Source organism: Prevotella sp. CAG:255, assembly GCF_000431195.1.
GTDB lineage: Bacteria > Bacteroidota > Bacteroidia > Bacteroidales > Bacteroidaceae > Prevotella > Prevotella rara.
In genome coordinates this window covers 98,782-114,222 of sequence record NZ_HF986781.1, presented here as the reverse complement: position 1 = coordinate 114,222, position 15,441 = coordinate 98,782, and the positions used below count along the sequence as shown (strand labels likewise).

General features: G+C 47.5%; 12 protein-coding genes and 1 tRNA gene. 6 read left to right on the top strand and 7 right to left on the bottom strand.

Going from position 1 to position 15,441, the window contains the following annotated elements; genetic code table 11:
* Positions 1-238: 238 nt before the first annotated feature.
* The 7 genes from QVO66_RS03525 to sppA all read right to left on the bottom strand — a co-directional run bounded on the left by QVO66_RS03525 (position 239) and on the right by sppA (position 8,407).
* Complete coding sequence (locus QVO66_RS03525) at positions 239-1,480, bottom strand: site-specific integrase (protein ID WP_021854023.1); 1,242 nt, start codon at positions 1,478-1,480, stop codon at positions 239-241.
* Between the two features lie 305 nt (positions 1,481-1,785).
* A tRNA-Phe gene (locus QVO66_RS03520) sits at positions 1,786-1,858 on the bottom strand.
* 235 nt (positions 1,859-2,093) lie between these two features.
* Positions 2,094-2,804 (bottom strand): porin family protein, encoded by a 711-nt coding sequence (locus tag QVO66_RS03515; protein ID WP_288172534.1) that lies wholly within the window; start codon positions 2,802-2,804, stop codon positions 2,094-2,096.
* 703 nt (positions 2,805-3,507) lie between these two features.
* The gene (thiL, locus tag QVO66_RS03510) at positions 3,508-4,578 is read right to left on the bottom strand and encodes a thiamine-phosphate kinase (protein WP_021854020.1); all 1,071 of its coding nucleotides are present in this window, start codon (positions 4,576-4,578) and stop codon (positions 3,508-3,510) included.
* A gap of 105 nt (positions 4,579-4,683) precedes the next feature.
* A complete protein-coding gene (locus QVO66_RS03505; protein ID WP_082335186.1) occupies positions 4,684-5,493 on the bottom strand; it encodes a purine-nucleoside phosphorylase in 810 nt (269 codons plus the stop codon).
* Complete coding sequence (gene lpxK / locus QVO66_RS03500) at positions 5,378-6,553, bottom strand: tetraacyldisaccharide 4'-kinase (protein WP_021854018.1); 1,176 nt, start codon at positions 6,551-6,553, stop codon at positions 5,378-5,380. Before lpxK ends, QVO66_RS03505 begins: the two co-directional genes overlap by 116 nt.
* Positions 6,554-6,634: 81 nt before the next feature.
* The gene (gene sppA, locus QVO66_RS03495) at positions 6,635-8,407 is read right to left on the bottom strand and encodes a signal peptide peptidase SppA (protein ID WP_021854017.1); all 1,773 of its coding nucleotides are present in this window, start codon (positions 8,405-8,407) and stop codon (positions 6,635-6,637) included.
* Between the two features lie 196 nt (positions 8,408-8,603).
* Here sppA and QVO66_RS03490 point away from each other — a divergent pair, with 196 nt between their 5' ends.
* The 6 genes from QVO66_RS03490 to QVO66_RS03465 all read left to right on the top strand — a co-directional run.
* On the top strand, positions 8,604-9,341 hold the full coding sequence (locus tag QVO66_RS03490; RefSeq protein WP_288172538.1) for an SDR family NAD(P)-dependent oxidoreductase: 738 nt from the start codon (positions 8,604-8,606) through the stop codon (positions 9,339-9,341).
* Positions 9,342-9,347: 6 nt separating this feature from the next.
* The gene (locus QVO66_RS03485; RefSeq protein ID WP_021854015.1) at positions 9,348-10,676 is read left to right on the top strand and encodes a rhamnogalacturonidase; all 1,329 of its coding nucleotides are present in this window, start codon (positions 9,348-9,350) and stop codon (positions 10,674-10,676) included.
* Between the two features lie 847 nt (positions 10,677-11,523).
* Entirely contained in the window at positions 11,524-11,796 is a 273-nt protein-coding gene (locus QVO66_RS03480) for a co-chaperone GroES (protein WP_021854014.1), read from the top strand.
* Positions 11,797-11,911: 115 nt separating this feature from the next.
* Positions 11,912-13,540 carry a chaperonin GroEL gene (gene groL, locus QVO66_RS03475; RefSeq protein ID WP_021854013.1) on the top strand — a complete coding sequence of 543 codons (1,629 nt, stop codon included), beginning with the start codon at positions 11,912-11,914 and terminating at the stop codon, positions 13,538-13,540.
* Positions 13,541-14,039: 499 nt separating this feature from the next.
* Complete coding sequence (locus QVO66_RS03470; RefSeq protein ID WP_021854012.1) at positions 14,040-14,231, top strand: hypothetical protein; 192 nt, start codon at positions 14,040-14,042, stop codon at positions 14,229-14,231.
* 4 nt (positions 14,232-14,235) lie between these two features.
* Positions 14,236-15,441 (top strand): aminoglycoside phosphotransferase family protein (locus QVO66_RS03465; protein ID WP_288172531.1); only part of this gene is annotated, 1,206 nt, incomplete at its 3' end.

Here is a 15,441-nt window from a genome sequence, read left to right as displayed (position 1 = left end):
TGCATTTCTGACGGACGCCGCGGCACGGCAAGGCTTGGCGGAGAAAAACACCGCAGCGTAGCGAGGACGGTTTTTCTCCTGCCTACCAAGCCCGTAGGGCGGCCTTGCAAGTGCCGCACGGCGGACGGCTAACTTTGCAAGCGGAAACAGGAATGGCGGTACGGATAAAAAAGAGGTTGTGCAGATCCGTTTTATTCACAACCTCTTGTTAAAAGTAAAAGAATATGTCTTGGCATTTTCACCCTTGCATTGCAAGCCGCATTTTTACATTGTTCATGGCTGCCTTGATGTTCGGGTTGAGCACCCGTGCGTAATGTTGCGTCATCCTTGTCGTCGAATGTCCGAGCATGGCGGCGACATCCTCAAGCGGAACGCTGTTTGCAAGCGCTATGGTCGTTGCGAAAGTATGGCGGGCGGCGTGAGTCGTCAAGTTCTTGTTTATTCCGCACAGGTCGGCTATTTCTTTGAGATAGCTGTTCATTCTCTGATTGCACATCACGGGCAGGCAACGGCCGGTCTTGACGCAGAGAGGATGGTTCTCGTATTTTCTCAATATGGTAAGAGGGATCGGCAGCAACGGCACATTGCTGATGGACGAAGCCTTGCGGCGGTGCTCCAACTTCACACGTCCTTTCCTTATCCACCAATCGCCGTTGTTGTCCTGCACGAGGTGTTCCCTCGTCAGGGTGGAAATGTCCGAGAACGCCAGACCGGTATGGCAGGCAAAGACGAATACGTCGCGCACGAGTTCAAGCCTCGGTATCTTGAAGTCCTTGTCCATGATTGCTTTCAGTTCGCCGTATGTCAGGAATACCGGGTCGGTTTCGTCCTGCTGCATCTTGTATCCGTAAAACGGGTCCTTGCGCATCCATTCCTTGGCCAAGGCCATGTTTACGATGCGCTTCAGGCATTTCATGTAGCGAACGATGGTGTTGCGGCACAGGCCGGCCTCCGTTTTCAGGAATGTGTCGAAAAACTTGATGAAGTCTGGAGACAGCTCGAAAAAAGTTATGTCTTCCTTGCCGTAAAACCTCGGCACGGCGGCTTTCAGCTTGTTCAACACGTTGACGTACCTGTTTATGGTTATCGGTGAATAGTCTATACCTACAACTTTCCTCATGCTTTCTATTTCCTCCTGCATGGTTTTCAGCAGGGTGCGCAGCTCCGTGTCCTTGCCGAATACGCGTTTCAATATCAGGCGTGGAGTGATGTACGCCTGCTCAAGCATCAGATCCTTGTGCTTTTCCAATGCAAGGGAATTAAGTTCGGCAAGGTATTCGTTCAGTTCGTTGGCCGCACGGTCTTTACCTTTGCTACGGCCCTTTGCCGCATTCCATTGCTTCAGCGGTACGCTGCGCTGTATGCGGACTTCGTCGTATTGGCCGTTGATTGTGACGCGCATCAGGATTGGTGCTTCGCCGTTTTTCAAGAGTTTCGTTTTCAAAACGAAAAACAGAATGTTCATTGTTCCTTGTCTCATGACATTGATTTTAATGGGTTTGACATCTTTTTTCGTCAAGCGGAGGATTTACAAATTATATATTTGCATATCACTCGGCCAGGTCGGCAAAGTTAACCGGTTTAACCTGTAAGACAACTCTGTAAATACCTGAAAATAAGTGAAGTATCTTGTTTTCGGTGGCTTTTTCAAGGGACTCTGTAAAAGCCACCGAACCGGCAATTCCTTATTTCATAAATCTGCGGCTTTTTGTGTTTAAGAATATAAAAAATCCGCTGAAATACAGGCTATTTCAGCGGATTTTATGATTTCCAATCGTTTCTTTGTGGTGCCACCAGGAATCGAACCGGGGACACAAGGATTTTCAGTCCTTTGCTCTACCAACTGAGCTATGGCACCATCGTTGTTCTTTTTTGCGATGCAAAGGTACGCAAAAGTTTTAAAATAAAAGATTCATTACGTGATAAAAGTATTCTTTTTAACTTATTTTTGGAAATTAGCTTATAAAAACGAATAAAACATGCATAATTGTGCAGAATACACCTTTATGCATGTTTTATTTTGCGTATTTATTGCATTAAAGCAGTTGTGCGCTGTGTGATGATTTTATTTGTTTAGCTGCACTTTTTCTGTATTATAAAGTGAAACCATAGCCTACTGTCAGCGAGAAACTGCGGTTGCGTATGTTATCGACGTAATATTTATATGGGTTTTTCAGGCCGAACAAGTATCTCAGGTCGATGCTTATATTGTTGTATTCGTAAGCAACTCCTACAGGGATGCCGATGTCGAAGCGTTTGAATATTCCGGTTGTGGTGTTGCTTGCCTCTCCTGATTGTTCCGCGTCAGGTATATATTGGCCGTTTTCAATAGTTCCGTTCTCGTAGTCGTTGCTTCCTTTTGCCGACAGAAGGTATCCCGCCTGCACTCCGGCTTTTATCGAGAAGCCGCTGTTGCCGAAATAGTAGATGGCCATTACGGGTATTGTGAGATAGTGGAGCGTCTGTTTTGAGTTTGTTACCTTGCCGTAGCTTTGTTCGTTTATATAGGTATGGTCTGAATATTTTGTGCCGTACATCGCGTAGAGCAGACCTGCGCTGAAGCCAAAGTCGTTGTTTTTAAATCTGTGTCTTACCTCGGCTCCTGCCGTTATGCCAAATTTATATTTTGGCTTAAGCTCATCGCCCTGTCCGTTTCCTGCGTCAGTGAGGATTATGTCGTTGTTCATCTTTGACAAGGTGAGTCCGAACATAGGGAAAATCTTTGTTTCGCCTCCTGCTGTTTGTGCTGTTGAGTTTTGCGTCATCGTCAACAGCACGAGCATTATTATTACCAGTTTTTTCATGTTATTAAGTTTTTTCTGATATAACGTTTTTTGCATTTTTTTATTGTTACTTTCCGTTCATATTTAACCCCAATCCGTCATTATACAGCACATAGCTTTATCAATTTTTCAGCCAATCTTTTTTGTCTTTATTGGCTGAAAAAGTTTTTTGTAGAAACTCATCACTCGTCACATTCGCATGTAATTTGTTGATATCCAGTTGCTTGCGGTGTGATGAGTTGTCGTGCAAACTCATCACACAAAGATTTAGCCGTTCTTTTTTGTCCTGATTTTGGTTGATTTATGCTTGATGTGATGAGTTTGCACGACAACTCGTCACGCCATAATGCTTTGATTTGCAGTGCCTTATGCCGTGTTGTGACGAGTGATGAGTTTCTTCGAAAAACTTTTTTTGTTCATTCATTCCGTGGTGGATTTCTTTTCATCTTTCTTTTTGCTTTGTATCGGATGCGTGTCTATATCCGGCTGAAAGCATATCTTTTGCATCATGAAAGGTCTTGTTTTGTCATGCAAAAGCATGCCTTTCGAAAAGCAACTTGATGCCTTCTGCTTGGGCTTAACGTGATGGAGCATGCTGGTTATGTAATTAGATGCCATCACTGATCTTAGCTTTTGTGTTAGTCTTAAGTAGTAACTGTTTTAACAAAAAATGTTCAGACTGCCTGCAGCCTGAACATTCCTGTATGGTGAATAATTTATTGTCTTAGTCTTTTAAGGGATTCCAGCCCTGAGCTTTCAGCTCAAACTCGTTGTTGTCGCGGCTTACGAGCATGTGGCCCAGTTCTTTCTTTGTGATATGCCCTATGAGCTTCACGTCTTTCATGTCCTCAATCTTCTCATGGTCGCCTATGGGCACGGTGAACAGCAGCTCGTAGTCTTCGCCGCCGTTGAGCGCACACGTAGTTACGTTCATGTTCATCTCCTCTGCCATCACAGCCGTCTGATAGTCAATGGGGATGTTCTTTTCGTAAATTCGGCACCCGCAGTTGCTCTGGTTGCAGATGTGCAGCAGCTCGCTGCTCAGTCCGTCGCTTATGTCCATCATGGCCGTGGGGTGTATGTTGCGCTCGCGCAGTGCTTGCAGAATGTCGCCTCTTGCCTCCGGCTTTAGCTGGCGCTGCAGCAGATATTCCTTTCCGGCAAAGTCAGGCTGAAAGTGGGCCAGCTCTTCGAGCGCACGCTTGTCGTTCTTCTTCCTTGCCTCGTTCACCTGCTGATAGTAGACGCTCTTTTCGCGCTCTAGCAGTTGCAGGCCCATGTATGCCGCGCCGAGGTCGCCGCTGACGCATATCAGGTCGGTGTCCTTAGCGCCGTTTCTGTATACGATATCCTCCTTTGCACATTCGCCGATGCACGTTATGCTTATGGCCAGTCCGGTGTACGACGACGTCGTGTCGCCGCCCACAATGTCTACGTTCCATTTTTCGCAGGCCATGCGCAGGCCGCTGTAGAACATCTCCATGTCCTCAACCGTGAAGCGTTTGCTCAGCGCAATGCTTACAATGAGCTGGCGCGGTGTGCCGTTCATGGCGAATATGTCGCTTATGTTCACCATTGCCGACTTGTAGCCAAGGTGCTGCAGGTCGATGTATGTAAGGTCGAAGTGGACGCCTTCCATAAGCATGTCTGTCGTAACGAGCACTTCCTTGTCGGGATAGTGCATCACGGCGCAGTCGTCGCCTACGCCGTATATTGTCGATTCGTTTTTGGGGGCATGTCCGTCTGTGAGGTGACGGATAAGTCCGAATTCGCCAAGTTTCGCAATGTCTGTCATTCTGCTTTTAGTTTTTTCTTTGTTATATTTCGATTTAAGGAGCTAAGAATACGCCTTTAGGCAACATTCTTAACTCCTTGTATCCTATAATCCGGCCGGCACAGGTTATGCACGGTTGATCATCTCTCTCATTATTTCGGTCATCAGCGGCTGAGCCTTGTTGGCTGCAATCTGCACCTCCTCATGGCTTACCTCAACCGGTGTGTCCTCGAGTCCGAGGTCGGTGATGATGCTTATACCGAATGTCTTTATGCCGCAGTGATGTGCCACGATAACCTCAGGCACCGTGCTCATGCCTACGGCGTCTCCGCCAAGGCGGTGATACATCTTGTATTCTGCCGGAGTCTCAAACGTAGGACCCTGCACGCCCACATAAACGCCGTGAACCACGCGTATGCCCTTTTCGGCGGCAATGGCGTCGGCCTCTGCTATGAGTTTCTTGTCGTAAGTCTCGTGCATGTCCGGGAAGCGCGGGCCTGTGGGAAAGTTCTTTCCGCGCAGCGGATGCTCCGGGAAGAAGTTGATGTGGTCTGTGATTATCATCAGGTCGCCGATCTTGAACTCAGGGTTCATGCCTCCCGAAGCGTTGCTTACAAAGAGAGTCTTTATGCCGAGTTCGTACATTATGCGTATCGGGAACGTAACTTCCTTCATGTTGTAGCCTTCATAATAGTGGAAGCGTCCTTCCATTGCCATTATGTCAACGTTGCCGAGCTTGCCGAAAATCAGTTTGCCGGCGTGTCCCTCTACCGTAGAAACGGGGAAGTTAGGTATTTCAGAGTAAGGAAACTCGTAGCTGTCAGTGATTTCTGAAGCTAATTGTCCTAGGCCTGTTCCCAGAATTATTGCCGTTTTTGGGCTTGTTGTCATCCTTTGCTTTAGCCAGGATGCTGTTTCTTGAATTTTTTCGTACATAACCAATTATTTTTTCGTTAAATTCCTCTTCCTGACCGAGCATGAACTTTATTCTTATGGGCAGCATGTATAGATTTTGCCTTACCTCTTCAGAAAGTCCGTCCATTCCGGCCAGTCTCGAGTTGTCTTTTTCTGTAGTGATTATTATTTTGGGCGACGGCATCTTGTCGAACGCCTCGTTTATCCGTTCAATGTCCCTTCCGGTAAACTGATGGTGGTCGCCGAATGTCAGCGGCACAACGTTGCCGGCGTAAGGCTTCAGGTCGTAAATCATCTGTTTGGGCGACGCAATGCCTGTGAGCAGCAACACGTTCTCCTTATTCTTTCTGATGCTGTCGAGCGTCTTTGTCCTGCTGCCGAACACGGCCTTAAGGTCTTCATACTCGAGAGTGGAGAAGAATAGCTGCTGATATGGAAACAGGTTCATTGCCTTTATTATCACGCGATACTCCATGGGCTTTAGGTCCTTGGGGCATTTTGTTATAATAACGATGTCGGCCCTTGCTTTTCCGCTTAGCGGTTCGCGCAGTCGGCCGGCAGGCAGCAGTTTGTCGTAGATGATGAGCCTGTGATAGTCAACGAGCAGAATGTTGATTCCCGGTTTGACATATCTGTGCTGAAAGGCGTCGTCGAGCAGTATCACGTCGGTGTCTTTCGTCTCTTCGTCGCCGGTTATGCGGTCAATGCCGTGACATCTGTTTTTGTCTACAGCCACGTATATGTCCTTGAATTTCTGCTTCATCTGGTAGGGCTCGTCGCCAATCTTTCTCATCTCAGTGTCGTCCTTGGCCAACACGTAGCCCTTGCTCTTGCGCTTGTATCCGCGGCTCAGCACGGCCACCTTGCCCTTGTCTTTGAGCAGGCGGATGAGATATTCCACGTGGGGCGTCTTGCCCGAGCCGCCCACGGTGATGTTTCCTACCGATATTACCGGAATGTCGAAGCTGCGGCTTTTAAGAATGCCGAGCTCAAAAAGCTGGTTGCGCAGCCTTACGCCCAGGCCGTAGAGCCAGCTCAGCGGAAGCATCCATTCGTTTATCTTTATAAAGTCGCCTTCCATTCCTTTACTGAATTCATTATATTGTTTGTCGTTATATGCAGCAGGCGCGCCGGCAGCTGTGCCTGTGGGCGCCTGCTTTGTTTATCTGATGTTAAGTATGAACGGCACGCGTGCCTGCACGGCGTTCTGTCTGTTCATGCTTCTGATGAGCATGAACGGCTCATAGTATTCGCCAAGGGTGAGGCGCAGCTGATTGTCGATGTAGCTGCCCTGCGATGCCTTGTTGAGCAGTTGCTCCATCCAGTCGCTCTTTCCGGGATAAGGAGCCGTGTGATATTCCTTCAGGTTTGCCAGACTTGCAGCCTTTGCCACAGCCTCGTTGAGGCCTCCGAGCTGGTCTACCAGTTTATGCTTGTATGCATCCTGTCCGAGCCATACATGGCCTTGAGCCACTTTCTCTACCTGTGCAATGCTCAGCTTGCGGCCTTCTGCCACACGTGAGCGGAACAGCTTGTAGCCGCGGTCGATATAGTTCTCGATGTATGCCATCTCCTCTTCGTTGAAAGGACGTGCAGGCGTGCCCAGACCGCTGTTCTTGTTGGTCTTCACCTCGTCGAACTTAACGCCGAGTTTCTGCGTGAGCAGTCCGCTGAAGTCGGGGAACATGCCGAATATGCCGATGCTGCCGGTCAGCGTTGTGGGCTCAGCCACAATCCAGTTGGCGCCGCTGCTGATATAGTAGCCGCCCGATGCAGCCATGCCGCCCATAGACACAACCACGGGTTTCTTCTTTTTCAGCATTTCAACATAGTGCCATATCTGTTCTGAGGCATAAGCGCTTCCGCCTCCCGAGTTGATGCGCAGCACCACGGCCTTTACGTTATCGTCGTCGGCCAGAGCCTGCAGGTCTTCGCAAACCTTCTTGCCCACGATGTTGTGGCCTTGGCTCATCATGCCTGTCTCCTCGCTGTCAACAATGTTTCCGTAAGCATAGTATACAGCAATCTCGTCTCCTTTGCTGCTGTTGTCAGTCAGAAGTTTCATCTCTGCCAGTCCTGCCGTGTTGATGTTGTCGTCGGCATCCTTTTTCATGAGCTTGTTTATTTCGGCCTTTATGCCGTCAGTGTATATAAGCTTGTCCACCATCTTGCGCTTGACAAACTCTTTCGGATCGTCGAAGGTTATCAGTCTGTCGGCATAGGCGTTAAGCGAATCGACGCTGATCTTTCTGCTTTCAGACACGTCCTTGCAGATGGTCTGCCATATTCCGCTAATATAAGCCGTAACCTGTTCGCGGTTGGCGTCGCTCATCTTGTCGGCAGTGAACATTTCGGGAGCGCTCTTATATGTGCCCACTTTAGCCAGCTGCATCTTCACGCCAAACTTTGCCAGCATGTCTTTCAGGAATATCGGCTGCGAAGCCAGACCGTGCCAGTCTATCTGTCCGCTCGGATTCAGGAATATTTTGTCGGCAACCGATGCGATATAGTAGGTGCCCTGTGTGTATACGTCGCCGTAAGCCACAATCCATTTCCCGCTCTTCTTGAAGTCTTTCAGCGCGTTGCGTATGGCCTGCATCGACGCGTAAGAGTCGGCGCCGAACATTCCTGCCTCAATATATATACCTTTAATCTTGTCGTTGTTCTTGGCTTTTTTAATGGCATCGAGTATGTCGTCGAGTCCCATGTTCCCAACCGTACTTCCGCTCAGCTGGTCCATGATGCTTTCTTCAGAGCGTTCGTTGAGCACTCCCGACAGGTTGAGCACCATTACCGTGTTGTCGCTCACGTCCTTTGCTGAACTTTCAGAGGCAATCATGCCTGCGATACACATCACTCCAAGTACGCCTGTTAGCAGGGTGAAAACTATCAAGCCGACAACCGTGGCGGCCATGTATTTAAAAAAGTCCTTCATAAAATATGCTTTACGTTTAAAAATTTCAGAAAAATGTTTTTATTCAATGTCGTGAGGCATGTTCCATGGCGGAATATGTTGCGCCGTGTGCCGCATTGCCACTTACCAACTGCAAATATAAGCAATTTTATTTTATTTTGTCTGAAAACGTATGCAAAGTTTGACAGAATCGTCAAATATTATTATTTTCGCACTGATGAAACGAGCTGTTATTATAGGTGCTTCTTCGGGCATAGGGCGCGAAGTTAGCAAGATATTGCTGGCAGAAGGCTGGATTATCGGCATTGCCGCAAGGCGTGAAGACAAGTTGCTTGAGATTAAAGAGCTTAATCCTGCCATGGTGGAGGTGTGCGCCATGGACGTTACCGACAAGGAGGCGCCGCGCAGGTTGCTCAACCTTGTGGGGCGCATGGGCGGAGTGAATCTTTTTGTCTATTGCTCAGGTGTAGGACATCAGAATCCGCGGCTTGACGCAGACACCGAGCTTGACACGGTAGGCGTCAACGTGTTCGGATTTACGCAGATGGTCGACACGATGTTTAACTATATGGCTGACAATCTTGGCGGCGACATAGCCGTGGTGTCTTCAATAGCCGGCACAAAGGGACTTGGCGCGGCACCGTCGTACAGCGCGTCGAAGGCATATCAGAACACGTACATTCAGGCGCTCGAACAGTTGTCCAACATGCGCCGTCTGCATATAAGATTTACTGACATCAGGCCGGGATTTGTCGACACCCCGCTGCTGTCGGGCAGCGGCAGCTATCCAATGCTGATGGACAAGACGTACGTTGCACGTGAGATTGTGAAGGCCGTAACGGCCCACAGGCATGTTAAGATTATCGACTGGCGCTACAGCATTCTCGTGTTCTTCTGGAGGCTGATACCGCGCAGGTTGTGGCGGAGGATGAATGTAACCAACAAAAAATTATAATTAGTCATGAAGTTTTTTCAGCAGATATTGACTGTAGTGCTTGTCCTTATGGCCTTTACGGTCAGCGCAGGAGCCTCGGGCGACAGCTTTCCCGACGGAACGGACATTCCGGCATGGTTTAACGATACGTCGCGTATAGACATTGATACACTCGGGCGCAAGTATGTCATCACGTCCTATGGCGTGAAAAACGACTCGACTCTGTTGCAGACAGAGGCAATACAGCGCGTCATCGACCTTGCAGCGGCAGAGGGCGGGGGAGTGATAGTGGTGCCCGAAGGCACGTTTCTCAGTGGTTCGCTGTTTTTCAAGCAGGGCACTCATTTGCATATTTGCCGTGGCGGAGTGATTAAAGGCGTTGATGCAATAAAATATTATCCGCTAGTCAAGACCCGAATGGAGGGGCAGACGTTCAACTATTTTGCAGCTCTGATAAACGCCGATGGATTAGATGGCTTCACCATCACTGGCCCGGGAACGATAAACGGCAACGGACTGCGCTTCTGGGAGGAGTTTTGGATCAGGCGCAAGTTTAATCCCGACTGCACCAATCTTGAGGCTCTGCGTCCGCGTCTTGTATATCTGTCGCATTGCGCCAACGTTCAGGTGCAGGACGTAAGACTGATAAACAGTGCTTTCTGGACAAATCATCTTTACCGCTGTCACCATGTTAAATACATCGGATGCTATATCTTTGCACCAACTTCGGGCGTAAAGGCGCCAAGTAGCGACGCCGTTGACATAGACAACTGTCACGACATACTGATAAGCGGATGCTATATGAGCGTCAACGACGATGCCGTAGTGCTGAAGGGAGGCAAGGGAACGTTTGCCGATAAAGACCCTGACAATGGTCCTAACTATAACGTCATCGTGCAGGACTGCACTTATGGCAAGGTGCATGGCTGCCTGACGCTCGGAAGCGAGAGTCTGCACAACCGCAACATCGTTATGCGACGCTGCACATTCAATGATGCCAACCGTGTTCTGTGGCTGAAGATGCGCCCCGACACGCCGCAGCATTATGAGTATGTAAGCCTTGAAACGTTGAGCGGACGTTGCGGAAGTTTCCTTGTCGTTCGTCCTTGGACACAATTCTATAAGCCCGAACAGCGCGACGACATGCCGATGTCTGTTTGCAACAATATATCAGTAAGCAATGTTGACGCTACGTGTGATAACTTCTTCGACGTAGGAACGTCAGATAAATACCGGCTGACAGACTTCTCGTTTGTCAACTGCAATATCACTGACAGTGCCAATTCTTTTGATAAAAGCGTGATAGAAAATACCAAGATAAAGAATCTTGTTATAAACGGAAAAAAGCAGAAATGACGTCTAGTCTTATTTCGTTATGTTGAAATACAACATGTAAGTAATTAACCGGAATTGCTTACATGTTGATTTTGTATAATCTCGCAGAATCGCGTTGTTCAAAAAGATAAAATATTTTCGGCTGAAAATTACGGCTTTTTGTGTGCATTCGTAATGTCTTGAATAGCTTTGTGTTATGAGAGATTTTCGATAAATGTGCATCGCTTTTGTCTTAAAACTACCGTAAATTAAGGCTTTTGGCCTTCTGAATAAGTGTGTTTTGTATTGTAAAAGCATAGCTTTGGCAATGTAAAAGACTAGCTTTTGAAATACAAGTGCATGTCTTTTGCTGTGAAATCCTTGTTTTGTTGCCGTTTTAATGCCTGTATGTGCCCCGTGAATTTCTATTTCATTAAATTTTACTGACATTTTCTTTATGTCATAATGTCGCCTGTTAGACTATAATTCACGCATTTTGAATATTCGTCAGACTGCATGCCTTGTTGCTGGATATAAGTCAGAAACGGCATAAGTTGAAAATATCGTGTGCATAAAGATGTATTCAGAGATTATCTCTGTGGTATTGACGGCAAAACACCTTTGTCTTTTTTCTAACGGCTGCGCCTTCCGTGTAGCGTCATTTTAAAGCACGTTATACATATTTATATATAAGGACATGTAGGATTGTCTCTTCTTTGTGACTATCTTGGCAGTATGTCATCAATGTGTTATGACTGACACGTTTGTCATACACTGACAACCAAAGACTGACATTTTGGCTTTTGGCACGCTTTTCGCTATTGTGTTTGCGGATGCTCAAAGCATCGATAATATAAAACGTATAAATAACAGTTTAAATATAAAGATTATGAACATTAAACCATTAGCAGACAGAGTGCTGGTACTTCCTGCACCGGCAGAAGAGAAAATCGGTGGTATCATTATTCCTGATACAGCAAAAGAAAAACCTTTGCACGGCACTATCGTTGCTGCTGGCACAGGCACTAAGGATGAGGAAATGATTCTTAAAGAAGGTGATGAGGTTCTTTACGGCAAATATTCAGGCACAGAGCTTGAGTATGACGGCGTTAAGTATCTTATGATGCGCCAAAGCGACGTTCTCGCTGTTATAGTAAAATAATATATTCAGATCAATAATTTAAAAACAACCCTATGAGGCCGCCGGCACGCAGGTAGGCATTATGACTACGGACAATGTGCCATAAATGTGACCTTCATATAAAAATAAAATCATCATGGCTAAAGAAATAAAATTCGATACAGACGCCCGCGAACTCTTGAAGAGAGGCGTTGACCAGTTGGCAAATGCAGTGAAAGTAACACTCGGTCCTAAAGGCCGCAACGTTGTTATTGAGAAAAAATTCGGTGCTCCGCAGATAACAAAAGACGGTGTAACCGTAGCAAAGGAAGTTGAGCTTGAGGACCGCTTTGAGAACACAGGCGCACAGCTTGTTAAGAGCGTTGCAAGCAAGACTGGTGACGATGCAGGTGACGGTACAACAACAGCAACTATCCTTACACAGGCTATTGTTACTGAAGGACTGAAGAACGTTACAGCAGGTGCAAACCCGATGGACCTGAAGCGTGGTATCGACAAGGCTGTTGCTGCCGTTGTTGAATATATCAAGAACAACGCTGAGAAGGTTGACGACAACTATGACAAGATTGAGCAGGTTGCTACTGTCAGCGCAAACAACGATCCTGAAATAGGTAAACTGCTGGCTGACGCTATGCGCAAGGTATCTAAGGACGGCGTTATCACTATCGAGGAGAGCAAGAGCCGCGACACACACATCGGTGTTGTTGAGGGTATGCAGTTCGACCGTGGTTATCTGAGCGGATATTTCGTAACAGACGCTGACAAGATGGAGTGTGTAATGGAGAATCCTTACATCCTTATCTACGACAAGAAGATCAGCAACCTGAAAGATTTCTTGCCTATCCTGCAGCCTGCAGCTGAGAGCGGACGTCCGTTGCTCGTTATTGCAGAAGATGTTGACTCAGAGGCTCTTACAACATTGGTTGTAAACCGTCTGCGCAGCAACTTGAAGATTTGTGCTGTTAAGGCTCCTGGCTTTGGCGACCGCCGTAAGGCTATGCTCGAGGATATCGCCGTACTGACAGGCGGACTCGTAATCAGCGAGGACAAGGGCTTGAAGCTTGAGCAGGCTACTCTCGAAATGCTTGGTACTTGCGACAAGATCGTAGTTTCTAAGGACAACACAACCATCGTAAACGGTGCTGGCGAGAAGCAGCTCATAGCTGACCGCGTTGCTCAGATAAAGAACGAGATAGCAAACACAACAAGCAGCTACGACAAAGAGAAACTGCAGGAGCGTCTGGCTAAGTTGGCCGGTGGTGTGGCAGTGCTCTACGTTGGTGCAAACAGCGAGGTTGAGATGAAAGAGAAGAAAGACCGCGTTGACGATGCTCTCTGCGCTACACGTGCTGCTATCGAGGAAGGTGTTGTTGCCGGAGGTGGTACAACATACATCCGCGCTCTTGAAGGCCTGAAGAACCTGAAGGGTGACAATGCAGACGAGCAGACAGGTATCAACATCGTTGAGCGTGCAATCGAGGAGCCTCTCCGTCAGATTGTTGCCAACGCAGGCGGCGAAGGTGCTGTTGTTGTTCAGAAGGTTAAGGAAGGCGAAGGCGACTTCGGTTACAACGCACGTACAGATGTTTATGAGGATATGCGTAAGGCCGGTGTCATCGATCCTGCCAAGGTTGCCCGCGTAGCTCTTGAGAACGCAGCTTCAATAGCAGGCATGTTCCTCACAACAGAGTGCCTGATCGTTGACAAACCTGAGGATAAGCCTCAGATGCCTATGGGCGCTCCCGGAATGGGCGGAATGATGTAATTTGTAAACTACAAATAACAAAATGGGAGGCTGCTTAACGGGCAGCCTCTTTTTTTTGCGGTATAGATGTTTTTTTGCGCAATTTTTTTGAAAAATGTTTTGTCACGAATTATAAAATGTCTATATTTGCATGTCAACAGATAGATACGTTATGGATAAAGATCCTAAAGTAGATATTTTTTTGATTTGTTTTAGTAGATTAGTTTTTAAGTAGTTTGTTTTTTGAAAATCGCTTGTCGTGAGGACATGCGATTTTTTTTATGTCCTTACGTTTGTCAAAAATAAACACCATTATTTCATATTGTCTTTGATTTTGCTTATCTTTGCACCGAATGTTATTCGGCTATAGCATCTTAGCCCCGTTTGTTGAGGCTGCGTGATGGTTGTCGGGCAAGTTTTCGCCTTTGGGCGGGCCGATGTCCTGATGCACTTTCAGCCCTGTAGATTAGTTTGGCATAAGCTGATGGCCGGGTTAGTTTCGAGTCAAGAAAAATACTTTATGGACATTAAGGATTTTAAAATAAAGAAGTCGCAGTGGCTTATTTTCATCGTACTTTCTGCCGGACTGATGTATATTACGGAGTCGTGGCTGATGTCTCTTGGCATAATACTGCTGCTCATGGTGCTGGATTTTGTCCTGGCCGAGTTTATCGGAAAGAAGCGGGGCAAGAAGGATGATAAAATGTTTTGACGTCATGCAGAAACTTATAGAACTATATAGGCAATGGCACGGCTCTGAGCCGGTGAGCACAGAGAAGCTGCCGCAGGCCGGAAGCAACCGCGAATATTACAGAATGACAGGCGACGACGGCAGTTCGGTGATAGGTGCAATAGGCACAAGCCGCGACGAGAATCACGCTTTTATATATCTTTCGGGCCATTTCCGCAAGCGCCAGCTGCCCGTACCCCGTATATTGTCAGTGTCAGACGATGAGCTGAGATATCTGCAGGAAGACCTCGGACGTGTGTCGCTGTTCAGTGCAATAAGCGGCGGACGCGAAGCCGGAGGACGATACAACCAAAAGGAGAAGCAGTTGCTGATAAACACGATAAAGGAATTGCCGAACATACAGATACGCGGCGCCCGCGGCCTCGACTGGTCTAACTGTTATCCGCAGCCGGAGTTTGACGAGAACAGCGTGCTCTTCGACCTCAATTATTTTAAGTATTGTTTCTTAAAGCCTGCCGAGCTCGATTTCCACGAGCTTAAGCTTGAAGCCAACTTCAGGCTTTTTGCAAAAGACCTCGTTGCAGAAAAGACAGACAGCTTCATGTATCGCGACTTTCAGGCACGCAACATAATGCTCGACGCTTCAGGACGTCCGTATTTTATCGACTATCAGGGCGGACGCAAGGGACCTTTTTATTACGATCTTGCCTCATTCCTGTGGCAGGCTTCGGCAAAATACCCTCATAAGCTGCGCCGCGAGCTGATATACGAATATTATAATTCTCTGAAAAATTATACCGAAGTGCCTTCTGTAAGACACTTTGCCGAGCGCCTTAGCCTGTTCGTGCTTTTCCGTACGCTTCAGGTGCTTGGTGCATACGGCTTCAGAGGATTCTTTGAGCGCAAGAAGCATTTCATTGACAGCATACCGCCTGCAATGCAGAACCTGCGCGAGCTGCTTAAGCTTAACGTGTTTACATATCCTTATCTTATGGATGTGCTGAAGAGGCTCACGGAGCTTCCGCGTTTTGCAACTCTCGAAGAGCCGGCATTGAGCCGTGCAGACGGGTTTAAGATAACAGACAGCAAGGTGTTCGCGGCACATCCTTCAGATGGTCCGGCCACATTTTCGAAATATGACAACAAAGGTCCGCTTGTGGTTCGCGTCTACAGTTTCTCTTATCACAAGGGAATACCTGAAGACGAGTCGGGCAACGGCGGTGGTTATGTG